General features: G+C 59.8%; 23 protein-coding genes, 4 tRNA genes and 1 riboswitch. Of the genes, 8 read left to right on the forward strand and 19 right to left on the reverse strand.

What is annotated here, in order from left to right:
* The first annotated feature begins 14 nt into the window (after positions 1–14).
* From flgA to HDC32_RS10105, 4 genes are all read left to right on the forward strand, one after another.
* Positions 15–779: a flagellar basal body P-ring formation chaperone FlgA gene (gene flgA, locus HDC32_RS10090; protein WP_184743750.1), complete on the forward strand. Its 765-nt coding sequence runs from the start codon at positions 15–17 to the stop codon at positions 777–779.
* Positions 780–921: 142 nt separating this feature from the next.
* The gene (gene flgM / locus HDC32_RS10095) at positions 922–1,245 is read left to right on the forward strand and encodes a flagellar biosynthesis anti-sigma factor FlgM (RefSeq protein ID WP_184743753.1); all 324 of its coding nucleotides are present in this window, start codon (positions 922–924) and stop codon (positions 1,243–1,245) included.
* Between the two features lie 48 nt (positions 1,246–1,293).
* The gene (locus HDC32_RS10100; protein WP_027607781.1) at positions 1,294–1,764 is read left to right on the forward strand and encodes a flagella synthesis protein FlgN; all 471 of its coding nucleotides are present in this window, start codon (positions 1,294–1,296) and stop codon (positions 1,762–1,764) included.
* A gap of 96 nt (positions 1,765–1,860) precedes the next feature.
* Complete coding sequence (locus tag HDC32_RS10105; RefSeq protein ID WP_131697783.1) at positions 1,861–2,610, forward strand: flagellar brake protein; 750 nt, start codon at positions 1,861–1,863, stop codon at positions 2,608–2,610.
* A 57-nt stretch (positions 2,611–2,667) separates the two neighbouring features.
* Here the strand turns inward: HDC32_RS10105 and HDC32_RS10110 are convergent, their stop codons facing one another.
* Positions 2,668–4,050, reverse strand: coding sequence for an MFS transporter (locus HDC32_RS10110; protein ID WP_131697784.1), 1,383 nt, complete (start codon positions 4,048–4,050; stop codon positions 2,668–2,670).
* A 287-nt stretch (positions 4,051–4,337) separates the two neighbouring features.
* Positions 4,338–4,414, reverse strand: a tRNA-Arg gene (locus HDC32_RS10115).
* 326 nt (positions 4,415–4,740) lie between these two features.
* Here HDC32_RS10115 and HDC32_RS10120 point away from each other — a divergent pair.
* The 3 genes from HDC32_RS10120 to HDC32_RS10130 all read left to right on the forward strand — a co-directional run bounded on the left by HDC32_RS10120 (position 4,741) and on the right by HDC32_RS10130 (position 5,882).
* Entirely contained in the window at positions 4,741–4,971 is a 231-nt protein-coding gene (locus HDC32_RS10120; RefSeq protein ID WP_145338712.1) for a hypothetical protein, read from the forward strand.
* An 11-nt stretch (positions 4,972–4,982) separates the two neighbouring features.
* Positions 4,983–5,162 carry a PA3371 family protein gene (locus HDC32_RS10125; protein WP_131697786.1) on the forward strand — a complete coding sequence of 60 codons (180 nt, stop codon included), beginning with the start codon at positions 4,983–4,985 and terminating at the stop codon, positions 5,160–5,162.
* A gap of 393 nt (positions 5,163–5,555) precedes the next feature.
* The gene (locus HDC32_RS10130; protein ID WP_003175643.1) at positions 5,556–5,882 is read left to right on the forward strand and encodes an Arc family DNA-binding protein; all 327 of its coding nucleotides are present in this window, start codon (positions 5,556–5,558) and stop codon (positions 5,880–5,882) included.
* Between the two features lie 188 nt (positions 5,883–6,070).
* Here HDC32_RS10130 and mgtE read toward each other — a convergent pair whose 3' ends face one another.
* The 8 genes from mgtE to ltaE all read right to left on the reverse strand — a co-directional run bounded on the left by mgtE (position 6,071) and on the right by ltaE (position 13,809).
* Positions 6,071–7,513 (reverse strand): magnesium transporter, encoded by a 1,443-nt coding sequence (gene mgtE / locus HDC32_RS10135; RefSeq protein WP_065926188.1) that lies wholly within the window; start codon positions 7,511–7,513, stop codon positions 6,071–6,073.
* A 340-nt stretch (positions 7,514–7,853) separates the two neighbouring features.
* Positions 7,854–7,930, reverse strand: a tRNA-Arg gene (locus HDC32_RS10140).
* Between the two features lie 72 nt (positions 7,931–8,002).
* Positions 8,003–8,079, reverse strand: a tRNA-Arg gene (locus HDC32_RS10145).
* Positions 8,080–8,187: 108 nt separating this feature from the next.
* A tRNA-Ser gene (locus HDC32_RS10150) sits at positions 8,188–8,278 on the reverse strand.
* Between the two features lie 62 nt (positions 8,279–8,340).
* Positions 8,341–8,529, reverse strand: coding sequence for a carbon storage regulator CsrA (gene csrA / locus HDC32_RS10155; RefSeq protein ID WP_003175645.1), 189 nt, complete (start codon positions 8,527–8,529; stop codon positions 8,341–8,343).
* A 174-nt stretch (positions 8,530–8,703) separates the two neighbouring features.
* Positions 8,704–9,945, reverse strand: a complete 1,242-nt coding sequence (locus tag HDC32_RS10160; protein WP_131697788.1) for an aspartate kinase — start codon at positions 9,943–9,945, stop codon at positions 8,704–8,706.
* A gap of 94 nt (positions 9,946–10,039) precedes the next feature.
* On the reverse strand, positions 10,040–12,658 hold the full coding sequence (alaS, locus tag HDC32_RS10165; protein ID WP_184743755.1) for an alanine--tRNA ligase: 2,619 nt from the start codon (positions 12,656–12,658) through the stop codon (positions 10,040–10,042).
* A gap of 146 nt (positions 12,659–12,804) precedes the next feature.
* On the reverse strand, positions 12,805–13,809 hold the full coding sequence (gene ltaE, locus HDC32_RS10170) for a low-specificity L-threonine aldolase (protein ID WP_131697790.1): 1,005 nt from the start codon (positions 13,807–13,809) through the stop codon (positions 12,805–12,807).
* Between the two features lie 191 nt (positions 13,810–14,000).
* A riboswitch (FMN riboswitch) is annotated at positions 14,001–14,170 on the forward strand.
* 113 nt (positions 14,171–14,283) lie between these two features.
* Here ltaE and HDC32_RS10175 point away from each other — a divergent pair.
* Positions 14,284–14,793 (forward strand): 6,7-dimethyl-8-ribityllumazine synthase, encoded by a 510-nt coding sequence (locus HDC32_RS10175; RefSeq protein ID WP_065926190.1) that lies wholly within the window; start codon positions 14,284–14,286, stop codon positions 14,791–14,793.
* A 132-nt stretch (positions 14,794–14,925) separates the two neighbouring features.
* Here HDC32_RS10175 and astE read toward each other — a convergent pair whose 3' ends face one another.
* The 9 genes from astE to HDC32_RS10220 form a co-directional block, all read right to left on the reverse strand.
* On the reverse strand, positions 14,926–15,930 hold the full coding sequence (gene astE, locus HDC32_RS10180; protein ID WP_131697791.1) for a succinylglutamate desuccinylase: 1,005 nt from the start codon (positions 15,928–15,930) through the stop codon (positions 14,926–14,928).
* Positions 15,931–15,941: 11 nt separating this feature from the next.
* The gene (locus tag HDC32_RS10185) at positions 15,942–16,232 is read right to left on the reverse strand and encodes a hypothetical protein (protein WP_053140059.1); all 291 of its coding nucleotides are present in this window, start codon (positions 16,230–16,232) and stop codon (positions 15,942–15,944) included.
* A gap of 37 nt (positions 16,233–16,269) precedes the next feature.
* Complete coding sequence (gene astB / locus HDC32_RS10190) at positions 16,270–17,616, reverse strand: N-succinylarginine dihydrolase (protein ID WP_131697792.1); 1,347 nt, start codon at positions 17,614–17,616, stop codon at positions 16,270–16,272.
* Positions 17,617–17,772: 156 nt separating this feature from the next.
* Entirely contained in the window at positions 17,773–19,242 is a 1,470-nt protein-coding gene (astD, locus tag HDC32_RS10195; protein WP_167655186.1) for a succinylglutamate-semialdehyde dehydrogenase, read from the reverse strand.
* Entirely contained in the window at positions 19,239–20,264 is a 1,026-nt protein-coding gene (gene astA / locus HDC32_RS10200) for an arginine N-succinyltransferase (RefSeq protein WP_131697794.1), read from the reverse strand. Before astA ends, astD begins: the two co-directional genes overlap by 4 nt.
* Before the next feature lie 49 nt (positions 20,265–20,313).
* Positions 20,314–21,333, reverse strand: a complete 1,020-nt coding sequence (aruF, locus tag HDC32_RS10205) for an arginine/ornithine succinyltransferase subunit alpha (RefSeq protein WP_131697795.1) — start codon at positions 21,331–21,333, stop codon at positions 20,314–20,316.
* 189 nt (positions 21,334–21,522) lie between these two features.
* Positions 21,523–22,743 carry an aspartate aminotransferase family protein gene (locus tag HDC32_RS10210; protein WP_131697796.1) on the reverse strand — a complete coding sequence of 407 codons (1,221 nt, stop codon included), beginning with the start codon at positions 22,741–22,743 and terminating at the stop codon, positions 21,523–21,525.
* Between the two features lie 247 nt (positions 22,744–22,990).
* On the reverse strand, positions 22,991–23,971 hold the full coding sequence (gene argR, locus HDC32_RS10215; protein ID WP_131697797.1) for a transcriptional regulator ArgR: 981 nt from the start codon (positions 23,969–23,971) through the stop codon (positions 22,991–22,993).
* Between the two features lie 159 nt (positions 23,972–24,130).
* Positions 24,131–24,895, reverse strand: coding sequence for an ABC transporter ATP-binding protein (locus HDC32_RS10220; RefSeq protein ID WP_003214336.1), 765 nt, complete (start codon positions 24,893–24,895; stop codon positions 24,131–24,133).
* Positions 24,896–24,914: the final 19 nt, after the last annotated feature.

Genomic DNA, 24,914 nt, shown 5'->3' on the forward strand with positions numbered 1-24,914 from the left:
GCTATTTGTTGAATATGGACATTAAAACGACAGTTTCCCGACGCCCTCACCTGACATGGTTTTGCAGATTGCTCTGCGCACCGTTGGCGCTGCTCGTCTTCAGCCTGGGCACCACGGCCCGTGCAGAGAACGTCACCTTGCCTGATCTACTTATCGGCGTCACTCAAGGCTTTCTTGAGTTCACTGTAGAAGATTATCTGGCGACCACACAGACGCCGGGGCGTTATGAAATCCAGGTCAACCAGTTGGACCCGCGCCTGCGCATGCCCATGTGCGACAAGGAATTGACAGCGACCCTGGAAAGCCCCGCCCAACCGATCGGGCGCGTGACGGTAAAGGTACGCTGCGAAGGCGCCTCGCCCTGGACGGTGTTCGTGCCGGCCCAGGTCAAATTGTTCCGTGATGTGGTGGTGGTTGCTCGCCCGCTGAAACGCACGGGCATCATCGCTTTCGAGGACGTTGCACTGCGTGAACGCGACATCAGCCAGATCAGCCAGGGTTACCTGACATCCCTGGATCAGGCCATCGGACAGAAATTGACCCGACCAGTGGTCACCGATCAGGTCATTACCCTGGTGCATCTGGAACAGGCCGAGGTCATCCGCAAGGGCGATCAGGTGGTGATTTCCGCGAGCAGCGGCGGATTGAATGTGAAAATGCCGGGCGAGGCACTGTCCAACGGCGGCATGAGCGAACAGATTCGAGTCAAGAACCTCAACTCCAACCGCGTGATCAAAGCGCGGGTGACAGCCCCAGGGCAAGTCGAGGTCGCTTTATAGATCACTGGTACAGGACGCTGGGTTTTCCTACACTGTGCACGAGATATCCCGTGCGGAGATTTATTGTCATTCGCGCCTAAAGTTTGTCCGGGTATTGCCGAAAACATGGCAAGCGTCCAAATACCCAGAGGTTTTTTTTATCATGGTCATCGATTTCAGCCGTTTGAATAACGCCCCGACTACGTCAGGCACTACGCGCACCACCAGCACCAAGGACAGCGTAGAAGCCAAGGCCCCGGCGCTGCCCGCCAAGGCAGAACAGGCCAGTGCCAGCCAAAGCGGGGAATCCGTACACCTGAGCAATGAGGCTCAACAGTTGCAGAAGGTCACTGACTCGCTGCGCGATCAACCGGTAGTCAATAAAGCCCGCGTGGCCGAATTGAAGCAGGCGATCGCCGATGGCAGCTATAAAGTCGACAGCAACCGTGTAGCCAGCAAGCTGCTTAACTTCGAAGCCGAGCGCTAGGCAAAGGCCTGCGCAGGGCTTTTGGACGCTTAAAACCCAAGGCCAGCCATGCATCACGACGAACATTTGCTTCAACTGATCATTGATGATCTAGCGCCGACGCAGCAATTGCTCGAGCTGCTCAAAGAAGAATCACTGGCCCTCTATGGCCGGGACATGCCGTTGCTGGAAGAAATTCTGGCGCGCAAGCAGTCGTTGATCGTCCTGCTGGAACAGCACGGCAAAAAACGCAGCCAGATCCTCATCAGCCTCGGCCTGCCAGCAGACCACGACGGCCTGGCGCAGTTGGCCAGCCACTCCTCGGTCGGCGATCAACTGCTGGCCCAGAGCAAAGAACTCAACCAATTGCTCGCCCAGTGCCAGGAAGCCAACCTGCTTAATGGTCAGTCGATCCAGCTTCAGCAAGCTACGACCGCCAACCAGTTGCGTATACTCCACGGCGGAGAGCCTCCGGCACTCTATAACGCCCAGGGCTCCACCTCGCGCCTGGTCAAGCCAAGCACCCGCAGCCAAGCCTGACACCGGTTTACAGCGCGCCCTATCCAAGGCCCGCCACATGCTGGCAAAATGCCGGTTCTTGCGTGTAGTCGTATTTTGTCTGGAGATGGAAGAACCGTGTTCAACGCCCTTAATGCGGAAGATGCCCCGCAGCCACCCAAGGTCCTCACCACGCCTCTGGAAATCGCCGGCACCTTGCGGATGCTGCAAGACAGCCATGACCCGCTGATCATCACTTTCCACGAACGCAGCCAGCGCTTCCAGAGCTACCTGGTGGATGTCAACCGCGACAGCAACATGCTGGCGCTGGACGAAATGATCCCCCGCGACGGCGAGCGCCACCTCGAAAACGGCGAACCCTTTCGCATCGAAGGTTTCCATGATGGCGTACGCGTCGCCTGGGAAAGCAATGGCACCCTGACCATCGGCGAAAAAGGCGGCCACCGTATCTATACCGGCAGCCTGCCGGACGAAGTGGTCTACCATCAGCGCCGCAACGCGTTCCGCGCCGCACTGAAGCTGGCTCAACTGGTGAATATCGAGCTGGGCGGCGAGAAACTTCAGCTGCCGGTCAACGGCAAACTGCTGGATATTTCCGCCACCGGCTGCAAATTGCGTTTTGAAGGTGATATTTCCGAGCGCCTGCAACTGGGCCAGGTTTACGACCGCTTTATCGCAGCACTGTCGTTTGGCAGCATGACCACCGCCGTCGAACTGCGATACCTGCACTTCGAAGAAAGGATCAACACGACCTTTGCCGGCGTGCGCTTCCACAACATGAGTGGTTTGGTGCAACGCCAGGTCGAGCGCTTTGTGTACCAACTGCAGCGTGAAGCACGACGGTTCGACAAAGACGACGATTTTTGATCTTTAACGATCACAGAAAAAACGGGCAGACCCTTTGGGATCTGCCCGTTTTTGCTTTCAGGGGCGCGCCCTGCTCAATTCGTGGGGATGCTCATCCGGCCCCAGGGGCTCGGGTGGCCCTTCGAAAGCGGGCTCATCCGTCGGCGGCTCTGGATCGACCTGCGGCTCGGGATCGGGGACAGTTTGCATCTGCTCCTGCACCACCTGCTCGTCGACCCGCGGGTCCAGCGCAGCCACCAGCGGTGAACTCGACATACTGTCAGGCATTGCCACATGATGCAGGGGGGCATCTTCCACCTGGTGCAGATTGGTCACCGCCTTAGGCCGGATTCGCCACACCAGGATCAGCGCGCACAGACTGAAAAATGCGTACAGCATCTGGCTGCCGAACAGCTTCATCACCACACCCGCCAGCAACGGCCCGACACTGGCGCCGATACCGTAGGTAACCAGCAGCATGGCCGTCAGCGATACCCGACGATCCCCTTCCACATGGTCGTTGGAAAACGCCACCGCCAATGGATACAGGCAAAACTGTACGAGGGAACACAGGAAGCCCGCCACAAACAGCACTTCCAGCGGCACTTGGGTCATGATTGCCAACGGCAGTGCCGCCACCGCCAGGCACAAGGCGAAGCAGCGGATCAGCAGCGCGCGGTCATAACGATCCGACAACCAGCCCAGCGGCCACTGCACCAGCAACCCGGCAAAAATGCAGCTACCCATGAACAGACCCACCTGTTCGGTGCTCAACCCCTGCTGGGAGGCATACAGCGGCGCCAGACCGTAGAACGAACCGACGATCAACCCCGCCCCCAACACCGTACTCAGCGACTGCGGCACACGCTTGATAAAGAAGCGCGGCTCCATCGGCGCAGGATGCAAGGCTGCCGGGTGAATGCGCCGAGTCATGGCCACCGGCACCAGGCACAGGGCGAAGCACAGCGCCACCAGCATCAGCAGCTCAAGGCCAAGCTGGGGATGCATTACCAGTATCAACTGGCCCAATACCAGCCCCAGGTAGGAGGCGATCATATAACCGCTGAACACCACGCCACGCTGTTTGGCATCTGCCTGCTCATTGAGCCAGCTCTCGATGACCATGTACTGGCACATCATTCCCAGACCCACGATTATCCGCAGCACAATCCAGGCCGGCAGCCAATCGATCAGGCCATGGCCCAACACCGCCGCACCGACAATCCCGGCACAGGTGGCATAGGCACGGATATGCCCTACCCGGGCAATCAGGCGATGCCCGATCTTGCCGCCCAGTACCAGGCCAAAGTAGTTGGCCGCCATCAGCGCACCCACCCATAGACTGTCGACATGGTCGGCCGCCAGGCGCAAGGCCAGGTAGGTACTGAGCAGGCCGGAGCCAATCAGCATCATCAAGGAGGCGAAATAAAGGGCTCGAAAAGACTTCCAGATCTGGCGCATCGGCGTTCCGAGCGGCTCCTTGCGGTGAGAGACAGGGCTATCGGCATGATAGTCCGGGGTGACCGGGTCCGGACAGGCAACATGCGCTGGTTCCGGGGATTATTTTGCTTAACAGCTCAGACGCTGTCGGATGGCGCGCAAGGTACATCGTTGCAACAAATACATCACAGCACCTGCTGTGAACCTTGATCGGCGGCAAGGTTCGACCCGCGAGCAAAAAGATCGAGTACGCACAAAAAAGCCCCGCCAGGAGGTTCTGTGCGAGGCTTTCTTACGGGCTTCGAATCTGGTGTCCCAGGGCAGGTTCGAACTGCCAACCTTCCCCTTAGGAGGGGGATGCTCTATCCAATTGAGCTACTGAGACAAATGACAGCCATCAGGCCAAGGGGACTGCGACAGACGGCGTGCATGTTAACGGCCGAAGTGGGTTTTGTCATGTCGTCCGTGGGCTTTTTGAGTGTAGGCCGAGCCTTACCGGAGCGATCGCGGTTTCGCCCCGCATATACGGGCACCTGGCCTGATCGTGCAAAATGCAACCCTCCAAAATGCCAGCATTGCAAATTGCAATCACCCGCCCCATCAAATCAAACTCAAACCATTGATTTAATTGGATTAATACATTGGCACGACACCTGCAACAGTTCTCCTGCAAGCCCCATCCAGCCAAGGCATTAAACGGAGAACATGACCATGAACAGTGCCCTTCTGTTAGCTCTCAACACCGTCGCCCTGGCTGCACTGGTGATGTTCCACTTTCAATCGACTGGCAGCAACGACCCCGCTCAGATCAGCCAGCAGGCAGTCCCCCACCACTTGCAACAACGCCCGCAACTGGCCGTGATGACACCGAACGCACAAGCACCAATACGCCTGACTCAAGGCACCCAGGCCGAGCCTGCACCTGAACACTGGGTTTTCTAAGGACACTGATCATGAGCAAATTTGCCTGGCTGTTTCTGTGCCTGACCATCGCCACTGGCATTCTGGGCCTGAGTGCAAGCTCTCAGGAGGGGCAAACCAGCGCATTCGTTACTGCCGGTGTTTTCGCAAGCCTGCTTCTGCTGACGCTTGTCATGGGTCGCCGAATCAAATTTGACCCGGTTGTACGCTGACCCCTCCCTTCTCTGCTCTCCCCCTACCTTATGTCGCTTCGTCCTAGTAAATCGGCAAATTGCCACTAGTCTTAAAATGAAGGGCAAAAGGCCACTTTGCTATAGGATGTGCGGCCTCAAACCCTGTGGTGGCCTGGACTTAAGGGAAGTTCCCTCGTGGAATCACTCGTGGAAAAGTTTTCCAACCAGTCCGCAAAAATGCAAATGAGTGCTGGCATAAAGCCTTCAGGCAGTTCAATATTTGTCACAGAATTGACGCCAAGGAACTGGCAAATCTGAGGCATGATGCGGCCTCTTTGCAATTCGGGTTGAACTTTGGTCGTGAGTCTTGTCTTAACACTCATCTTGCGGCCAATTCCAATAACCGCTCCCCTGAACTAACCGGTTAAATATATGCGCCCATTGAAACAGGCAATTTATTCCAGCCGTACGGCTGACAAGTTCGTCGTACGTCTGCCAGACGGAATGCGGGAACGCATTGCCGAGGTGGCTCGCAATCATCACCGCAGCATGAACTCCGAAATCATCGCGCGCCTGGAGCAGAGCCTTATTCAGGAAGGTGCGTTGGGTGACGAGCTGAGCATGCGTCTGGACAGCCCCGAGCTGTCGTTGCACGAACGCGAACTGCTGCAGCGTTTTCGTCAGCTCTCCCACCGCCAGCAAAATGCCCTTGTCTCGCTTATCGCGCACGACGTCGAGGCGGCCGCAGAAGCCAATTGATCTGCAACTGAAAGCCGAAGCCAGCCATGTGCTGGCTTTTTTTTGCCTGGGATTTATAGAGGGCCCGAGATGTTTATCACGTAGCAGCTGGCGAGCCCTGGTGTGGCTGCGTTTGCAGCCTGCCTGACACACCGAAGCCTCGCCAGGGCTCGCCAGCTGCTACGCAGAGGGAGCCCGCGCAAGACAGATCAGAGTAAGAAGATCGTCGCCAAACCGAGGAAGATGAAGAAGCCGCCACTGTCGGTCATGGCCGTAATCATCACGCTGGCGCCCATGGCTGGATCGCGCCCGAGGCGTGCCAGGGTCATGGGGATCAACACGCCCATCAAGGCAGCCAGTAACAGGTTGAGAGTCATGGCGGCGGTCATGACCACACCCAGGGACCAACTGCCGTACAGCAAGTAGGCCACCACGCCAATCACCCCACCCCACACCAGGCCATTGATCAGGCCCACTGCCAACTCTTTGCGCAGCAAGCGCGAAGAGTTAGCGGTACTGACCTGGTCCAGCGCCATGGCGCGCACGATCATGGTGATGGTCTGATTACCCGAGTTACCACCAATGCCAGCCACAATCGGCATCAACGCCGCCAAGGCCACCAGCTTTTCGATGGAACCCTCGAACAGCCCGATCACGCGGGAGGCGATAAACGCGGTAATCAGGTTAACGGCCAGCCAGGCCCAACGGTTATGCAGGGAACGCCAGACTGACGCAAAAATATCTTCCTCTTCACGCAAACCTGCCATGTTGAGGACTTCGGTTTCACTCTCTTCACGAATCAAGTCGACGATTTCGTCGATGGTCAGACGGCCGATCAGCTTGCCGTTCTTGTCGACCACCGGGGCAGAGATCAAGTCGTAACGCTCAAAGGCCTGCGCTGCGTCGTAGGCATCTTCATCCGGGTGAAAGCTCACGGTATCGCTGGCCATCAGGTCAGCAACTTTTTTCTCCGGATCGTTTACCAACAGGCGCTTGATCGGCAGCACGCCCTTGAGAATGCCTTCATAGTCGACCACGAACAGTTTGTCGGTATGACTCGGCAGCTCTTTCAGCCGGCGCAGGTAACGCAAGACCACTTCCAGGCTGACGTCTTCGCGGATGGTGACCATCTCGAAGTCCATCAGCGCACCGACCTGATCCTCGTCATAGGACAACGCGGAGCGCACGCGCTCACGCTGCTGGCCGTCGAGGGCCTCCATCAATTCATGGACAACATCACGCGGCAACTCTGGGGCCAGGTCGGCCAGTTCGTCAGCATCCATCTCCCTGGCGGCCGCCAGGAGCTCGTGATCGTCCATGTCGGCGATCAGGGTTTCACGGACTGAGTCGGATACTTCGAGCAGGATGTCGCCGTCACGGTCAGCCTTGACCAACTGCCACAAGGTCAGTCGATCATCCAGCGGCAAGGCTTCGAGAATGTAGGCAACGTCGGCGGAGTGCAGGTCATCGAGTTTGCGTTGCAACTCGACGAGGTTTTGCCGGTGGACCAGGTTCTCGACGAGGTCGTTATTCGGACCATCCTGGCGGTGCGTGAAATCTTCGACCACACGCTGGCGCTGCAGCAGCTCGATGACTTGAGCCAGGCGATCCTGCAGGCTTTCTTGAGTTTTCTTTACTTCTACTTCGGTCATAGGCGAACTCCACTCCCAGCAGCGGGGCACGCCGGAAGGATCAATCAGTCAATTCATGATTGGTAAAACGGGGTACTGAGTAACTACTGGGTAAGTCCATGGAGGTATTCCACAAGCCCCGGCGGGGCTGACGGGCGCAATGATACACCGTGCGTCCGTTTTTAACGTCAAAAAACTGGAAAGAACAAGCGCTTGCGAGCCAAAGTTGAGTATTGGCCGCACCTATTCAACTGCGACGCCATCACCTGAATGGAAAACACATGAAGGAGGAGAAAAAGATAAAAATCCACACAAGTCCCAGACGGCAAAAAGCCCGCACTAGGCGGGCTTTTTGTTTGTATGGTGCACTCGACAGGATTCGAACCTGTGACCGCTCGGTTCGTAGCCGAGTACTCTATCCAGCTGAGCTACGAGTGCATATTGTGTTTTTAGACCAGATCACAACTGGTTGAAGCCGAGCTACCTGCATTGCTGCAACTAACTCTTAAATGGTGCACTCGACAGGATTCGAACCTGTGACCGCTCGGTTCGTAGCCGAGTACTCTATCCAGCTGAGCTACGAGTGCATTTGTTGCCGCGCATTATAGGCCGTTCAATCTCTATGTAAAGCTATTTTTTCGTTTAATTTCAACAACTTAGCGAAAAAACCAGATTGCAACGTACTAAGCAAATAATGGCGGAGAACGGGGGATTCGAACCCCCGACACCCTTTTGAGGTGTACTCCCTTAGCAGGGGAGCGCCTTCGGCCACTCGGCCAGCTCTCCGCAACACGGGGCGTATATTAACCACGTTCATCCCCGTTTGCAAACATAAAAAACGATAAAAATTAAAGGCTTGGTTCTTCGTCCTTCTCTTTCTTGATACGCAGGTAGATTTCCTCGCGGTGGACCGCTACCTCTTTCGGAGCATTCACCCCAATACGTACTTGATTGCCTTTGACGCCGAGCACGGTCACGGTGATTTCGCCATCACCGATAATCAGGCTTTCTGCGCACCGACGAGTCAGAATCAGCATACCTTTCTCCTCACGCATTTCATTTCAGGAACAACAGTCTGCAAAAAAAAGGCGTTCGACCTACGACTCGATAGCCATAGCCCTAACGGCCTAAGTATTGTCGAACGCACGCAAAAGACCATGCGCCCTACAAAAAATGAAAGGCGCGGTAAACCGCGCCTTCCTGGCATTGCCTCACTCGCCCTGTCGGGCCGGGGCATCCAGCTCAAAAGCGGTATGCAGCGCGCGTACAGCCAGCTCCAGGTACTTCTCTTCGATCACCACCGAGACTTTGATTTCCGAGGTGGAGATCATCTGGATATTGATGCTTTCCTTGGCCAAAGCACCGAACATACGGCTGGCAACGCCGGCATGGGAACGCATGCCCACACCTACAATCGAAACCTTGGCAATCTTGGTATCGCCGACCACTTCACGGGCGCCAATTTCGCTCGCGGTGTTCTCCAGGATTTTCAATGCCGCATCGTACTCGTTGCGGTGCACGGTGAAGGTGAAATCGGTGGTGTTATCGTGCGAAACGTTCTGCACGATCATGTCGACTTCTACATTCGCATCGCTGATAGGGCCCAGAATCTTGAAGGCCACGCCGGGGGTGTCTGGCACGCCACGGATCGTCAGCTTGGCTTCATCGCGATTGAAAGCGATGCCGGAAATGATCGGCTGTTCCATGGATTCCTCTTCATCAATAGTAATGAGGGTGCCCGGACCCTCTTTGAAGCTGTGCAATACGCGCAGCGGAACGTTGTACTTGCCGGCGAACTCCACCGCGCGGATCTGCAACACCTTGGAACCGAGGCTGGCCATTTCCAGCATCTCTTCAAAGGTGATCTTGTCCAGGCGCTGGGCCACGGACACCACACGCGGGTCGGTGGTGTAGACGCCGTCCACATCGGTGTAGATCTGGCATTCATCAGCCTTGAGGGCCGCCGCCAGGGCCACGCCGGTGGTATCCGAACCGCCACGCCCGAGGGTGGTGATGTTGCCGTGCTCGTCAACACCCTGGAAGCCCGCTACAACTACCACGCGACCGGCTTTCAGATCACTGCGAATTTTCTGATCGTCAATCTGCAGGATCCGCGCCTTGGTGTGTGCGCTGTCGGTGAGAATGCGCACCTGGCTGCCAGTGTAGGACACCGCCGGCACACCACGCTTGTTCAGCGCCATGGCCAGCAAGGCGATGGTCACCTGCTCACCGGTAGACACGATCACATCCAGCTCACGCGGCAGCGGCTGTTGGTCGCCACTGATTGCCTTGGCCAGTTCGATCAGGCGATTGGTCTCGCCGCTCATGGCCGACAGCACCACGACCAGGTCATCACCGGCATCGCGGAATTTCTTAACCTTGTCGGCCACCTGCTCGATTCTTTCGACAGAACCAACCGAGGTGCCTCCAAATTTCTGTACGATCAAAGCCATTTCCAAGCCGCCTCAGCCCGTAAAGGGGCGCCTAATATCCAATCAACCAGCACAGAACAGCCCGTGACTAGACCACGGACGGGTTAACAGTGCCTTAAATACCTGCCTCGACAAATGGCACGGTCAGGGCCAGGGCCGCATCCAGGGCGCTGGCGTCTACACCACCGCCTTGCGCCATGTCCGGACGACCGCCGCCCTTCCCGCCCACTGCCGCAGCGGCTTGCTTCATCAAATCACCGGCCTTGAGTTGGCCAGTCAGGTCTTTGGTTACACCGGCAACCAGCACGACCTTATCCTCATGGACACTGCCGAGCAGGATCACTGCGCGGCCGAGCTTGTTCTTCAACTGATCGACCAGGGCCAACAGCGCCTTGCCGTCCTGGCCGTCCAGGCGTGCAGCCAGGACTTTCACGTCCTTGACGTCAACGGCCGAAGCCGACAGATCGTCGCCCGCAGCGCTGGCCGCCTTGGCTTGCAATTGCTCCAGCTGTTTCTCCAGCGCGCGGTTGCGCTCCAGAACGGCGGACAACCTGTCGATCAGGTTGTCGCGGCTGCCCTTGACCAGGCTGGCCGCTTCCTTGAGTTGTTCTTCAGCCGCATTCAGGTAGGCCAGGGCCGCAGCACCGGTCACCGCTTCAATACGACGTACGCCCGACGCCACGCCACCTTCGCTGATGATTTTCAGCAGGCCGATGTCGCCGGTACGGTTGGCGTGGATACCACCACACAGTTCCACCGAGAAGTTGCCCCCCATGCTCAGTACGCGCACGTTGTCGCCGTACTTCTCGCCGAACAGCGCCATGGCGCCCTTGGCCTTGGCAGTCTCGATGTCGGTTTCTTCGGTTTCTACCGGGGTGTTCTTGCGCACTTGCGCGTTGACGATGTCTTCCAGGGCCTTGATCTGCTCCGGCTTGATCGCTTCGAAGTGACTGAAGTCAAAACGCAGGCGCTGGCTGTCGACCAACGAACCCTTCTGCTGGACGTGCTCGCCGAGCACCTGGCGCAGCGCGGCGTGCAGCAAGTGCGTGGCCGAGTGGTTCAGCGCGGTAGCATGGCGTACGTCAGCGTCGACCTGGGTGTCCACTGGCGCACCGACCGTCAGGTTGCCCAGCACCAGCACACCGTGATGCAGGAACGCACCGCCGGTCTTGGTGGTGTCACGCACCTCGAAACGACCGGAGGTCGAGCTCAGGAAACCACAGTCACCGACCTGGCCACCGGACTCGGCGTAGAACGGCGTCTGGTCCAGGACCACAACCGCTTCTTCGCCTTCGCTCAACACGTCGACCGACTTGCCATCTTTATAAATGGCAACGATCTTGGCCGAGCCAACGGTCGCCTTGTACCCGGTGAACTCGGTGGGCACGTCAACCTTGACCAGGGTGTTGTAGTCCAGGCCAAAGGAACTGGCGGAACGGGCGCGCACGCGCTGGGCTTCCATCTCACGCTCAAACCCGACTTCGTCGACGGTCAGCTCGCGCTCACGGGCGATGTCGGCTGTCAGGTCCATCGGGAAGCCATAGGTGTCGTACAGCTTGAACACGACATCGCCCGGCACCACGGTGCCTTTGAGCTCAGCCAAATCCTGTTCCAGAATCTTCAGGCCGTGCTCCAGGGTCTTGGAGAACTGCTCTTCTTCAGCCTTGAGCACACGCTCGATGTTGTCCTGCTGCTGCTTGAGCTCCGGGAAGGCATCGCCCATCTCGGCAACCAGCGCGGCCACGATCTTGTAGAAGAAGCTGCCGGTGGCGCCCAGCTTGTTACCGTGACGGCAGGCGCGACGGATGATGCGACGCAGCACGTAGCCACGGCCTTCGTTGGACGGCAGTACACCGTCGGCGATCAGGAAACCACAGGAACGGATGTGGTCCGACACCACCTTGAGGGACGACTGGCTTTCATTGGCACAGCCAATGGCCGCGGCCGACGCGCTCAGCAGGTTGGTGAACAGGTCGATCTCGTAGTTGGAGTGAACGTGCTGCATCACCGCACTGATCCGCTCCAGGCCCATGCCGGTGTCCACCGACGGCGCTGGCAGCGGATGCAGCACGCCATCGGCGGTGCGGTTGAACTGCATGAACACGTTGTTCCAGATCTCGATGTAACGGTCGCCGTCTTCTTCCGGCGAGCCCGGTGGGCCGCCCCAGATGTCGGCGCCGTGATCGTAGAAAATCTCGGTGCATGGGCCGCACGGGCCGGTATCGCCCATGGTCCAGAAGTTATCGGACGCGTAAGGCGCGCCCTTGTTGTCGCCGATGCGAATCATGCGCTCGGCGGGCACCCCGATTTCCTTGGTCCAGATGTCATACGCTTCGTCGTCCGTCGCGTAGACGGTCACCCAGAGTTTTTCCTTGGGCAGCTTCAGCACGCCGGTCAGGAAGGTCCAGGCGAAGGTAATCGCGTCTTTTTTGAAATAGTCACCAAAGCTGAAGTTACCCAGCATTTCGAAGAACGTGTGGTGGCGGGCTGTGTAGCCGACGTTTTCCAGGTCGCTGTTCTTACCGCCGGCACGTACGCACTTCTGGCTGCTGGTGGCGCGGGTGTAGGCGCGCTTTTCCTGGCCCAGGAAGCAGTCCTTGAACTGGTTCATCCCCGCGTTAGTGAACAGCAGGGTGGGGTCATTGCCTGGGATCAAGGAGCTGGAGGCGACACGGGTGTGACCTTGCTCTTCGAAGAAGCGAAGGAAGGCTTCACGGATTTCTGCGCTTTTCATTAGGTTCTTCCACGGAGGCTGCGGCCAAAGGCCAGTGCGCAACATCATCAGACGGAGCGACGGCAAAAGGCCGCATTATATCGGCCCTTTGCCGGTGGTACAGCGTGTTTATGCGATAGAGAGGTTCAATTAGACGGTCTGCACGCTCATTTGCGCGAAAAATCGACGAATGCCTCGAGCACTTGCTCAATCTGCGCCCGGCTGACATCCAGGTGAGTCACCATGCGCAGGCGCGGTGCGACGCTCAACTTGATCCCGCGCTCGGCGGCAAACGTCTTCAAGGCCTGGGCCTGATCGCCGATCTGCACATAGACCATGTTGGTCTGCACCGGCTCCACCGCGTAACCGGCGTTGCGCAACTCATCGCCCAACCATTGCGCATTGGCATGGTCATCAGCCAGGCGCTGCACCTGGTGATCCAAGGCGTACAGCCCCGCCGCCGCCAGGGAACCGGCCTGGCGCATGCCACCGCCGACCATCTTGCGTAAACGGCGGGCCTTGGCGATCAACGCCGTGGAGCCGCACAGCACCGAGCCGATCGGCGCACCGAGGCCCTTGGACAGGCACACCGACACCGAGTCGAAATGCTGGGCGATCTCCCGCGCATCCACGCCAAGCTTGACCGCCGCGTTGTAGAGTCGCGCGCCATCCAGATGCAGGGCCAGGCCATGCTCGCGGGTAAACGCCCGCGCCTTCGCCAGGTAGTCCAGCGGCAGCACCTTGCCCTGCATGGTGTTTTCCAGGGCCAGCAGACGGGTGCGGGCGAAGTGGAAATCGTCGGGCTTGATGGCGTCGAGCACCTGATTCAGGTCGAGGGAGCCATCCGCCTGCACGTCCAACGGTTGCGGCTGGATCGAACCCAGCACGGCCGCCCCGCCGCCTTCGTATTTGTAGGTGTGGGCCTGCTGGCCGACGATGTATTCCTCGCCACGCTCACAGTGGGCCATCAGCGCCAGCAGGTTGCTCATGGTGCCGGTGGGCACGAACAGCGCGGCCGCAAAGCCCAGGCGCTTGGCCAGCTCGGCCTCCAGACGGTTGACGCTGGGGTCTTCACCGTAGACGTCATCGCCGCTGACGGCGGTGGCCATGGCGTCGAGCATGCCGGCGGTGGGTTGGGTCACGGTGTCGCTGCGCAGGTCGATCACAGACATGAAACAAGCCTCGAAGGGGTTCATTAAGATTCTTATGAGGATGATTACTGCGGGCAAAGCCGCGAAATATCAAGCCCCGCGCGTTCTCAATCGAATACCAACCAAACAAACCGATATAGCCTATCGATACGGCGCTCGTGCAGTTTATGAAAAACCATGTTAAAAACTCTCCGCCGCCAGGATTCTGGTGGCAACGTTCTCAGGGCGGGGTGCAATTCCCCACCGGCGGTAATTGCACGCAATGTGCATAGCCCGCGAGCGCTTGGCGCCTCGAACTGCTCACGCAGGACGGCGACAAGGTCAGCAGACCCGGTGTGATCCCGGGGCCGACGGTCATAGTCCGGATGAAGAGAGAACGGGATTGGCACCTAAGGGCCGCACGCTGACCTCATGCCTGCATGACTCGGCGGTTCGTACCCTTAAATCCCATTCGATTCATAACGCCCTGTTTTTTTCTTAAACAGGAGTCAGAACATGCAACCCACCGCAATCGACAGCAAAAGCAAAAACCATCACGGCGAGCGCGTCGCGTTTATCCAGGCCTGCTGGCACAAGGATATTGTCGACCAATCCCGCAAAGGCTTCCTCGCCGAAATGATCGCCCAAGGTTACCAGGAGTCGGACATCGATTTCTTCGAAGTCGGCGGCGCCTTTGAAATGCCCCTGCACGCCAAGCTGCTGGCCAAGACCGGTCGTTACGCCGGTATCGTTGCCGCCGCGCTGGTGGTGGACGGCGGAATCTACCGTCACGAGTTCGTGGCCCAGTCGGTGGTCAGCGGCCTGATGCAGGTGCAGCTGGAAACTGAAGTGCCGGTGTTCTCGGTGTCCCTGACCCCGCATCACTTCCATGCCGGCAGCGAACACACCGCATTCTTCCATGAGCACTTCGTGCACAAGGGCCAGGAAGCTGCGCGTACGTGCGCCGACACCCTGCACAAGGTGCGGGCGATCCGTCGCAGCGAGCCACGGGCTGTAGCGGTCTAATCAACACCGCAAAATAAAATGTGGGAGGGGGCTTGCCCCCGATGGCGGTGTCTCAGCTCCAGATGAGCTGACTGACACACTGCTATCGGGGGCAAGCCCCTTCCCACATTTGGATCAGGTTAAGGCTCAGATCTACGCCAGCCCGGCCTCTGTGGTCGGAACAATCAATATCCCCGCCCGCAAGCCATTCTTCACCTTCGGGTTGGGGAAGATGATGCGCGCACCCTCCTCCTCGATCACCCAACGGGTCTTGGCCACGTCTTCGGCCAGCAGATAACCCTTTTCCAATTCCGAAAAGTTTTCCACGTCCGCCGGCAAGTGCAGCAGGAAAGCATCACTGTGCTTGATGACCTCCCGCGACACGGCGAACAGTTTCAACCCGTCCAGGCTGTCAGTCTCAGGCTCGGTGCCTTCGATGATCTGCTTGAGGCGCAGCTCCAGGCGGGAAACGTTCACGCCCTGGTTCTGCCCAAACGGCCGCGCCTTGCCCAGCTCGAGGGTGAAGGCCTCGGCCTCCAGCTGCTCATAGGTAAACGCGGTGAAGGTGATCGAGCTCTTGTTCTGCAGCAGCACCGCTTGCATGCCGGCAGCGTTCAGGCGCGCCAGTTCATGGCGTGAATGCTGGCGGCCCTCCTTCCAGGGGTACAGCGCAAACTGCTCGATCTTCGAGCCGCGAATGGCGGTGTGCAGGTCGTAATGCAGGCGCGAACGGCCAGGCTGGCTGAAGAAGCTGCGGGCCAGCTGTTCAAGCTCGGCGGCGCGCATGGCTTCGGGGCCGATGTTTTTTTCATGCCGGCCGTTGAACAGCCGGTTGACGTCCAATTCAAGGTAACGCTCACCGCGGCGCATGGCCTCGGGGTTGCCGAACAGGAACAGAATACGGGTACGGGGTTTGATCTCCCCACGGGCGATGCCATGCACCAGGCGGTCGAGCAATTCGATCGGCGCGGTTTCGTTGCCATGGATGCCGGACGACAGCAGCAGGTCGCTGCCATTGTCCGTTGCTTGCGGCGGGCGCACTTCGAGTGCGCCCTCGCTGAGCCAGCGCATCTGCACGCCGTCGACAGTCAGTTGAATTTTTTGCGCCGGTTCGCGACCGGCGAGGGTCAGTTCAAGCAGTTTGCCAAGGGCGAGCATAAGCAGCTTCCTTAGTGGTTGCAGCCTGGGCCGTGGACGTGATCGTCGTCATCACCTTCAACGTCGGCCGGTTCCATTTCCAGTTGCAGGCTCATCAGGTTGGTGGCCAGTGGGCGCATCAACAGGTTGGCGTATTCGGAGTCGCCTTCTTCCACGTCAACACCGATCAGCAGCTGGCCACGGCCGTCGTGCTGAATCCAGATTTCCTTACCCTGCCAGACCACCGCGACGCGGGTGCAGGAGGTTTCCAGCTGGGTGCCGTCGGTGTCTTCAAGGATCAGTTGCAGGGTGTCGGTGGTCATAAATAATTCTCAGCCATAGGGTGTAAAAGAGGTGGCGTTAATTGATCTGGAAAGGATAAACCGAGCCCAGTTTAAGGATTTGCGTCAGTTCATCCAGTGCCGTCCGGCACTCAAGCAGCAATTGCGGGTCAGCCAGGTCGGTTTCGCGCAGGCTGTCGCGGTAGTGCTTGTCGACCCATTGGGCCAGTGTGTCGTACAACGGCGCGGTCATGATAACCCCTGGGTTCACCGCTGCCAGCTCGGTTTCGTTCAGGGCCACGCGCAAGCGCAGGCAGGCCGGGCCGCCGCCGTTCTGCATGCTTTGCTTGAGGTCGAAGACTTTTACTTCGCGGATCAGCCCAGCGGAGGCCGTCAGGCCTTGCAGGTACTGCCACACGCGCTCGTTGGCGCGGCATTCTTCCGGCACGATCAGCAGCATCGAGCCGTCGGCACGGGTCAGCAACTGGCTGTTGAACAGGTAGGAACGTACCGCATCCTCGACGCTGACCTGGGCACGCGGCACACACACCGACTGGAAGTTGCCGCCCAGCTTGCCCAACTTGCCCTGCAACTCGGCCAGCATCTGTTCGGTATGGAGGAATGCGTCCTCGTGATAGAACAGCACCTCACCGTTGCCCACCGCGATCACGTCGTTGTGGAACACGCCGGCATCGATCACCGCCGGGTTCTGCTGGGCGTAGACCACGCCTTCATCCTTCAGGCCGTGCAGGCGGGCGACCGCCTGGGAGGCTTCGAGGGTCTGGCGCGCCGGGTACTTCTGCGGGGCCGGGTAACGAGGGTCGAACGCGCTGCGCCCGAACACAAAAAACTCCACGCCCGCTTCGCCATACTCCCGGCAGAAACGCGTGTGGTTGGCCGCGCCTTCGTCGCCGAACTGCGCCACCGCCGGCAACGCGGCGTGATGGGCAAAGTGTTTCTGGTCGGCAAACATCGCCCCCAGCACGCGGCTGGTGGTCGGGTGTTCGATGCTGCGGTGGTATTTGCAGTTGAGGTTGGCGGCGGTGAAATGCACGCGGCCATCTGCCGTGTCGGCGCTGGGGCTGACGGTGGCGGCGTTGGCCACCCACATGCTCGATGCCGAGCAGCTGGCTACCAACAACGGCATGGCCTGCTTGGCCGCCTGCTGGATGACCTGGGCGTCGGTGCCGCTGAAACCGAGGTTGCGCAACGCCGCTACGTCCGGACGCTCCTGGGGCGCGAGCACGCCTTGCACAAAGCCCATGTCCATCAGGGCTTTCATTTTCTGCAGGCCCTGCAACGCCGCTTCCTTGGGGTTGGAATGCTGCTGGCTGTTGCTCTGGGACGCGACGTTGCCGAAGGACAAACCGCCGTAGTTATGGGTCGGCCCCACTAGACCGTCAAAATTGACTTCATAGGATTTCATCGGCGAGGCTCCACGAACATCTGTTTTTATAGGCATCAAAAGTCTTCAACACACCACAAATCCAGTGTGGGAGGGGGCTTGCTCCCGATAGCAGTCTGTCAGTTGATCAATCAGGTGACTGACACACCGCCATCGGGAGCAAGCCCCCTCCCACATTTAGATCAGCGTAATGCCCGGGGTTAGCGTGGCAGGCACCACCAGGCTCGGGGTCTCCAACGACGCCACCGGGTACGCACAATAATCCGCCGCATAATACGCACTGGCGCGATGGTTGCCCGAGGCCCCCACCCCACCAAATGGCGCGGTGCTGGCGGCGCCGGTCAGCTGTTTGTTCCAGTTGACGATTCCGGCACGGCTTTCCAGCCAGAACTGCTGGTAACGCGCTTCGGAATCGGACAACAGGCCAGCGGCCAGGCCGTACTGGGTGTTGTTGGCTTCGGCAATCGCCGCCGCGAAATCAGCGTAGCGGATCACCTGCAACAGCGGGCCAAACAGCTCTTCGTCTTCGCGCTCGGTCACACCGGTCACGTCGATGATGCCGGGGGTCAGCAAGGCGGCCTGGTCCTGTGGCTGGGTCATCTCCAGCAGCGCCACGGCGCCATTGGCCAACATCAGCTCCTGGGCGTCCATCAAGGCTTTTGCCGCTGCCAGGGAAATCACCGAGCCCATGAACGGCGGCGGTTGCTGGTCAAACGCGCCGACTTCAATCGTCGCGCTCACCGCCACCAGCCGCGCCAGCAACGCATCGCCCCAGGCGCCTTCCGGCACCAGCAAGCGACGGGCACAGGTGCAACGCTGGCCCGCAGAGATAAACGCCGATTGGATGATGGTGTAGACCGCCGCATCCACGTCGGCCACCTCGTCCACCACCAGTGGGTTGTTGCCGCCCATTTCCAGGGCCAGGATCTTGTCCGGACGCCCGGAGAACTGCTGGTGCAGATGGTTGCCGGTGCGGCTCGAACCGGTGAAGAACAAGCCGTCGATACCTGGGTTGGCCGCCAACGCAATGCCGGTTTCCCGCGCACCTTGCAGCAGGTTCAACACGCCTGCCGGCAAACCGGCGTCGATCCAGCACTGCACGGTCAGCTCGGCGACTTTCGGGGTCAGCTCGCTGGGTTTGAACAGCACGGTGTTACCCGCCAGCAACGCCGGGACGATATGCCCGTTGGGCAGGTGACCCGGGAAATTGTAAGGACCAAACACCGCCACCACGCCGTGGGGCTTGTGGCGCAATACGGCGGTGGCGTCGCCCAGGGGGCCGCTCTTCTCGCCGGTACGCTCGCGGTAGCTTTGCACCGAGATCGCAATCTTGTTGGCCATGCTGGTGACTTCGGTGGCCGACTCCCACAGCGGCTTGCCGGTCTCTTCGCCGATGCAGCGGGCGATTTCATCGGCGCGGCTTTTCAGGGTCGCAGCGAAGGCTTCCAGCACGCTGATGCGTTCTTCCAGCGGGCGCCGGGCCCAGGCCGGGAACGCCTGGCGCGCGGCCTGCACGGCCGACTCGACCTGCTCGACCGTGGCGCCATTACCGGCCCACAGCACCTGCTGGGTCACCGGGTTACGCGATTCAAACAGCTCACCCTGGCCAGCCAGCCAGCTACCTGCGATATACAGCGAATTCATTATTTCGACTCCCGAGCAGCGGACAACGGTACGGCACGCACTTGATCACCCGCCACCAGTTGCAGGCGCTTGGCGGTTTGCGGGTCGACCACCAGCGTGCCTGCCGCCAGGCGCGCCGGGGCGGCGGTGATGCGGCAATCTTCGCGTTTGCGGTTATGGATCAGGAACGGCGTGGCGTCGTCCCCCGGTGTGCCGATGGCCAACACCAGCGACTGGCTGTCGCGCACCGCACGGATCTTGGCGGTCTCGCACTCCACCGCCGGGCCGGCGTCGAAAATATCGACATAGCCCTGGTAGCTGAAGCCTTCGCTCTTGAGCATGCTCAGCGCCGGCTCGGTGTCCGGGTGGACCTTGCCGATCACGTTGCGCGCGTCTTCGGAGAGGAAGCAGCTGTACAACGGAAACTTGGGCATCAGCTCAGCGATAAACGCCTTGTTGCCCACGCCGGTCAGGTAGTCGGCCTGGCTGAACTCCATCTTGAAGAAGTGCCGACCCAGGCTTTCCCAGAACGGCGAACGCCCGGCGTCGTTGGACACGCCACGCATCTCAGCGATGATCTTGTTGCCAAACAGCTGCGGGAACTCGGCGATAAACAGCAGGCGCGCCTTGGCCAGCATGCGGCCGTTGAGGCCGTTGCGGTAATCGGCATGCAGGAACAACGAGCACAGCTCGGAATTGCCGGTGAGGTCGTTGGCCAAGAACAGCGTCGGAATCTCACGGTAGATATTCAGCTCCTGGGAGGCGCTGACCGTCAGGCCGACCCGGAAGTTGTACCAGGGCTCGCGCAGGCCGACAGCACCGGCGATGGCGGAAATCCCCACCACGCGGCCTTCGTCGTTTTCCAGCACGAACAGGTAGTCGGCATCTCCGCGCCCGGCGTCGCCGCGAAAGGTTTTTTCGGCCCAGCCAACCCGGTGGGTCAAGCGCTCTTCGTTGGCCGGCAAGGTGGTGAGGCCGGTGCCGGTGCTGCGCGCCAGATCAATCAGGGCCGGTAAATCGCTGCTGCGTACGGGACGAACGATCATGCTATCTCCTCAGACGGGCCGCTGCTGCCAGCCACCCGCGAAACTCTGTTTATACCGCTACCAGTCGCACACTCGCGCCTTCGCCAACGCCCAGCGCCTCGGCCGCTGCCAGGTCCAGGGTCACCGGCTTGCCGGGCGCGTAGTCCAGCTCCAGCATGACCGCGCGGTAATCCTGCAACTGCGCGTTGCTCACCAGGTACTGGCGGCCGACCCCCTTGACCATCTCGCCGATCTTCACCGGTACCACGCGGCTCTGGGCGATCGAGCGAATGCCCGAGACCCGTGCGTGCAGCGTCGGACCGCCGTCGAAGATGTCGATGTAGTGGTCAGTCTCGAAGCCTTCGCGCATCAGGATGTCGAAGGTGATCTGTGCACGCGGGTGCACCTGGCCCATGGCTTCCTGGGCTTCGTCCGGCAACAACGGCACGTAGATCGGGTAATGAGGCATCAGCTCGGCGAGGAACGTACGGCTTTTCAGCCCGCACAGGCGCTCGGCGGCGGCGTAGTTGAGGTCGAAGAAGTTGCGGCCGATGGCGTCCCAGAACGGTGAATCACCGTTCTCGTCGCTGTAGCCGACAATCTCGGTCACCACCGAGTCGGCAAAGCGCTCGGGGTGGCTGGCGACGAACAACAGGCGGCCACGGGAATTGAGTTCCGACCACGGCGAACCGACCAACTCCGGCACCACATAAAAGCTGGTGAGCAGGCTGTTGCCGGTGAGATCGTGGCACTGGGAAAGCACGTGAATCTTGTTGTGGATCTTCAGCTCGCGGGAGGCGTGCACGAAGGTCTCGTTACGAAAACTGTAGAAAGGCTCCGAATAACCGGCCGAGGCGACAATGGCCGAGCAGCCCACGAGCTTGCCGGTCTCGGTGTCTTCGAGCACGAAGAAATAGCTTTCTTCACCGTTGAAACTCACCTCGGCCGCGAAGGACGCTTCGCTGGCGGCGATCTTGTCGCTCAGGCGTTCCACATCATCCGGCAAGGAGGTGACACCAATCGGGCTGTCCGCAGCCAGACGCTGTACCTCGCCCAGATCAGCCATTTGCGCGGGGCGCATCACCAGCATGGTGTCACTCCTTAACTCTAGAACTCACAGGGGAAAATTACCGGGCATATCTGGAATAACCATATTCCAATGTGGGAGGGGGCTTGCCCCCGATAGCGGTGTATCAGTCACCGGATGTATCAACTGACAGATTGCTATCGGGGGCAAGCCCCCTCCCACATTTGATCCGGTCCGGCAGATAGCTATGTATCAGGCTTGGGTCAGCGTTTTTACCGCACGTTCGAAGCGATCCAGGCCTTCGTTGATGTCCGCGTCTTCCACCACCAGGCTCGGCGCAAAACGCACCACGTCCGGGCCGGCTTGCAGGATCATCAGGTTTTCTTTCTCGGCCGCGTTGAACACGTCCTTGGCCTTGCCTTTGAACGCATCGCTCAGTACGCAACCGATCAACAGGCCCATACCGCGCACTTCGGTGAAGATGCCGTACTGCTTGCCGATCTGCTCCAGGCGCGCCTTGAACAGGTCGTGCTTGGCGTTGACGCCGGCCAGCACCTCTGGGGTGTTGATCACGTCGATGACCGCTTCGGCCACCGCACAGGCCAGCGGGTTGCCGCCGTAGGTGGTGCCGTGGGTGCCGACCACCAGGTGCTTGGCCAGGTCTTCGCGGGTGAGCATCGCCGCGATCGGGAAACCGCCGCCCAGGCTCTTGGCGCTGGTGAGGATGTCGGGTACCACGCCGTAGTGCTGGTAGGCGAACAGATGGCCGCTGCGGCCCATGCCGGTCTGCACTTCGTCGAACACCAGCAGCGCGTTGTTGGCGTCGCACAGTTCACGGGCACCTTGCAGGTAAGCCAGTTCGGCCGGCAGTACGCCGCCTTCGCCCTGGATCGGTTCCAGCACCACGGCGCAGGTCTTGTCCGACACGGCGGCTTTCAACGCGTCCAGGTCGTTATAAGGGACATGGGTGATACCGGTGATTTTCGGCCCGAAACCATCGGAGTACTTCGACTGGCCACCGACGTTAACGGTGAACAGGGTACGGCCGTGGAAGCTGTTCAGCGCGGCAATGATCTCGTACTTCTCGGTACCGAAACGGTCGAACGCCACACGGCGGGCCAGCTTGAACGCGGCCTCGTTGGCTTCGGCGCCGGAGTTGCAGAAGAACACGCGCTCGGCAAACGTGGCGTCGATCAGCTTATGCGCCAGGCGCAGGGCCGGCTCGTTGGTGAAGACGTTGGAGACGTGCCACAGCTTGTTGGCCTGTTCGGTCAGCGCACCGACCAGCGCCGGGTGGGCGTGGCCTAATACGTTGACCGCGATGCCGCCGGCAAAGTCGATCAGCTCGCGACCCGCCTGGTCCCACACGCGGGAGCCAGCGCCACGCACGGGGATGAATGCGGCAGGTGCGTAGTTGGGCACCATGACCTGGTCGAAATCGGCACGTTGCACCGGGGCTTGCTCAACGGACATCGGAGTCTCCTGAAGAGGAACGCCTGCCTGGAACTGGCGGGCGATGCAGGGATTGTAAGGACAGTTTTCAGCGCGGCCTTGCCGCCAAGCGACAACTTCTTATAGCGCCAACCCCCGTTTTACGCGGGTTTACGCCAATGCGACAAATAGCGTCGCAATGGCGCAGTTTAAACGGATACTGGGGTTTTCGGCAGTCTGCAGAGCAGTGGCTCAATGGGCGCGACACATCACGTCGAGCGTGCACACTTCAACCGCGCTCGGACGGCACCGACGAGAGTTCGAACGGGCTGCTGCTGCGCCGCTGGTTGCGGTCTTCGCGAGGGGTGGCGCCAAAGAAGTTGCGGTAGGCGCTGGAGAAGTGCGGCCCCGAGGAGAAGCCGCAGGACAAGCCGATCTGGATGATCGACTTGCTGGTTTGCATAAGCATCTGGCGGGCCTTGTTCAGGCGCAGTTCCAGGTAGTACTGGCTGGGGACACGATTGAGGTACTGCTTGAAGATCCGTTCCAATTGTCGTCGCGACACGCACACGTGCTGGGCGATTTCATCGGTGGTCAGGGGCTCTTCGATATTGGCTTCCATCAGCAACACTGCCTGGGTCAGCTTCGGATGGCTGGAGCCCAGGCGGTTTTGCAGCGGAATGCGCTGGCGCTCGCCGCCTTCGCGGATGCGCTCGACCACCAGTTCTTCGGAGACCGCACCGGCCAGCTCGGCACCGTGGTCACGGGCCAGTACCGCCAGCAGCAGGTCGAGTACCGACATGCCGCCGCAGGCGGTCAGGCGATCACGGTCCCAGTCGAACAGATGGCTGGTGGCGATGACCTTGGGGAAACGCTCGGCAAAATCATCCTGCCAACGCCAGTGCACGGCGGCACGGTAGCCGTCGAGCAGGCCGAGTTGGGCCAACGGGTACACACCGGCCGACAAACCACCGATCACACAACCGGCCCGCACCAGTTGCTTGAGGGCGGTGCTCAGTTGCGAGGCGATCACGGCAGGCGGCTCGTCCGCCAACAGGAACAGTTTCTGGAAGCCTTCCAGCTTGCCGGCCCACGGTTCGCCCGGCAGTTGCCAGGCGCCTTCGGTGGCCGGCTCGGCGAGCAAAAACGACAGCTCGTAGACCACGTCCGGATGCACCCGCTGAGCAACGCGCAAGGCCTCCTCAGCCAGCGCAAGCGTGAGTGCCTTTGTGCTGGGCCAAATCAGGAAACCAATTTTGTGGGCGGTCATGGAGTGCTATCCGAAGCGAAGAACGGTAATGAAGACAAAGGCCAATGCTAGCCCGTAAACCAACACAAAGCTTAAAAACGATAAAGATCCAATGTGGAGATCTAATGTGGGAGGGAGCTTGCCCCCCTCCCACATAAAAGCAACTTCAGCAGCAAGGGACTATTTCAAGCTGCCGGACAGGAACTGCTGCAACCGCTCGGACTGCGGGTTGACCAGCACTTCCCGCGGGTTGCCACGCTCTTCCACGATACCTTTGTGCAAGAACACCAGCTGGTTCGACACTTCACGGGCAAAACCCATTTCGTGGGTCACCACCACCATGGTGCGGCCTTCCTGGGCCAGGTCCTGCATCACCTTGAGCACTTCGCCCACCAACTCGGGGTCGAGGGCCGAGGTGGGTTCGTCGAACAGCATCACCTCCGGTTCCATCGCCAGGGCACGGGCAATCGCCACACGCTGCTGCTCGCCACCGGACATATGACCCGGGAACGCATCCTTGCGATGGCCCACGCCAACCTTGGCCAAGTAGTGCTCGGCCTTTTCACGGGCGTCTTTTTTCGACATGCCCAGCACGTGCACCGGCGCTTCCATTACATTTTCAAGGGCGGTCATGTGCGACCACAGGTTGAAATGCTGGAACACCATCGACAGGCGCGAGCGCATGCGTTGCAGTTGTTTAGGGTCGGCGGCCTTCATGGCGCCGTCCTTGTTGGCCACCAGTTTCAGCTCTTCGTTATTGAGCAGGATCTTGCCGGCGTGGGGTTGCTCCAGCAGATTGATGCAGCGCAAAAAGGTACTTTTGCCCGAACCACTGGAACCGATGATGCTGATCACATCACCGGCCGCGGCGGCCAGGGACACGCCTTTGAGCACTTCATGACTGCCATAGCGTTTATGCAGGTCTTGGACTTCAAGTTTGTACATGCGGTCGGTTCTCACAAAA

It is taken from the genome of Pseudomonas sp. JAI120, assembly GCF_014207255.1.
In the GTDB taxonomy this organism is placed as follows: domain Bacteria; phylum Pseudomonadota; class Gammaproteobacteria; order Pseudomonadales; family Pseudomonadaceae; genus Aquipseudomonas.

Bases quoted from the DNA above. Each gene is read 5' to 3' on its own strand.
- flgA (WP_184743750.1), top strand. From the start codon at position 15: ATGGACATTAAAACGACAGTTTCCCGACGCCCTCACCTGACATGGTTT.
- flgM (WP_184743753.1), top strand. From the start codon at position 922: ATGGTCATCGATTTCAGCCGTTTGAATAACGCCCCGACTACGTCAGGC.
- HDC32_RS10100 (WP_027607781.1), top strand. From the start codon at position 1,294: ATGCATCACGACGAACATTTGCTTCAACTGATCATTGATGATCTAGCG.
- HDC32_RS10110 (WP_131697784.1), bottom strand. From the start codon at position 4,050: ATGCGCCAGATCTGGAAGTCTTTTCGAGCCCTTTATTTCGCCTCCTTG.
- HDC32_RS10120 (WP_145338712.1), top strand. From the start codon at position 4,741: ATGAACAGTGCCCTTCTGTTAGCTCTCAACACCGTCGCCCTGGCTGCA.
- HDC32_RS10125 (WP_131697786.1), top strand. From the start codon at position 4,983: ATGAGCAAATTTGCCTGGCTGTTTCTGTGCCTGACCATCGCCACTGGC.
- HDC32_RS10130 (WP_003175643.1), top strand. From the start codon at position 5,556: ATGCGCCCATTGAAACAGGCAATTTATTCCAGCCGTACGGCTGACAAG.
- mgtE (WP_065926188.1), bottom strand. From the start codon at position 7,513: ATGACCGAAGTAGAAGTAAAGAAAACTCAAGAAAGCCTGCAGGATCGC.
- csrA (WP_003175645.1), bottom strand. From the start codon at position 8,529: ATGCTGATTCTGACTCGTCGGTGCGCAGAAAGCCTGATTATCGGTGAT.
- HDC32_RS10160 (WP_131697788.1), bottom strand. From the start codon at position 9,945: ATGGCTTTGATCGTACAGAAATTTGGAGGCACCTCGGTTGGTTCTGTC.
- alaS (WP_184743755.1), bottom strand. From the start codon at position 12,658: ATGAAAAGCGCAGAAATCCGTGAAGCCTTCCTTCGCTTCTTCGAAGAG.
- ltaE (WP_131697790.1), bottom strand. From the start codon at position 13,809: ATGTCTGTGATCGACCTGCGCAGCGACACCGTGACCCAACCCACCGCC.
- HDC32_RS10175 (WP_065926190.1), top strand. From the start codon at position 14,284: ATGCAACCCACCGCAATCGACAGCAAAAGCAAAAACCATCACGGCGAG.
- astE (WP_131697791.1), bottom strand. From the start codon at position 15,930: ATGCTCGCCCTTGGCAAACTGCTTGAACTGACCCTCGCCGGTCGCGAA.
- HDC32_RS10185 (WP_053140059.1), bottom strand. From the start codon at position 16,232: ATGACCACCGACACCCTGCAACTGATCCTTGAAGACACCGACGGCACC.
- astB (WP_131697792.1), bottom strand. From the start codon at position 17,616: ATGAAATCCTATGAAGTCAATTTTGACGGTCTAGTGGGGCCGACCCAT.
- astA (WP_131697794.1), bottom strand. From the start codon at position 20,264: ATGATCGTTCGTCCCGTACGCAGCAGCGATTTACCGGCCCTGATTGAT.
- aruF (WP_131697795.1), bottom strand. From the start codon at position 21,333: ATGCTGGTGATGCGCCCCGCGCAAATGGCTGATCTGGGCGAGGTACAG.
- HDC32_RS10210 (WP_131697796.1), bottom strand. From the start codon at position 22,743: ATGTCCGTTGAGCAAGCCCCGGTGCAACGTGCCGATTTCGACCAGGTC.
- argR (WP_131697797.1), bottom strand. From the start codon at position 23,971: ATGACCGCCCACAAAATTGGTTTCCTGATTTGGCCCAGCACAAAGGCA.
- HDC32_RS10220 (WP_003214336.1), bottom strand. From the start codon at position 24,895: ATGTACAAACTTGAAGTCCAAGACCTGCATAAACGCTATGGCAGTCAT.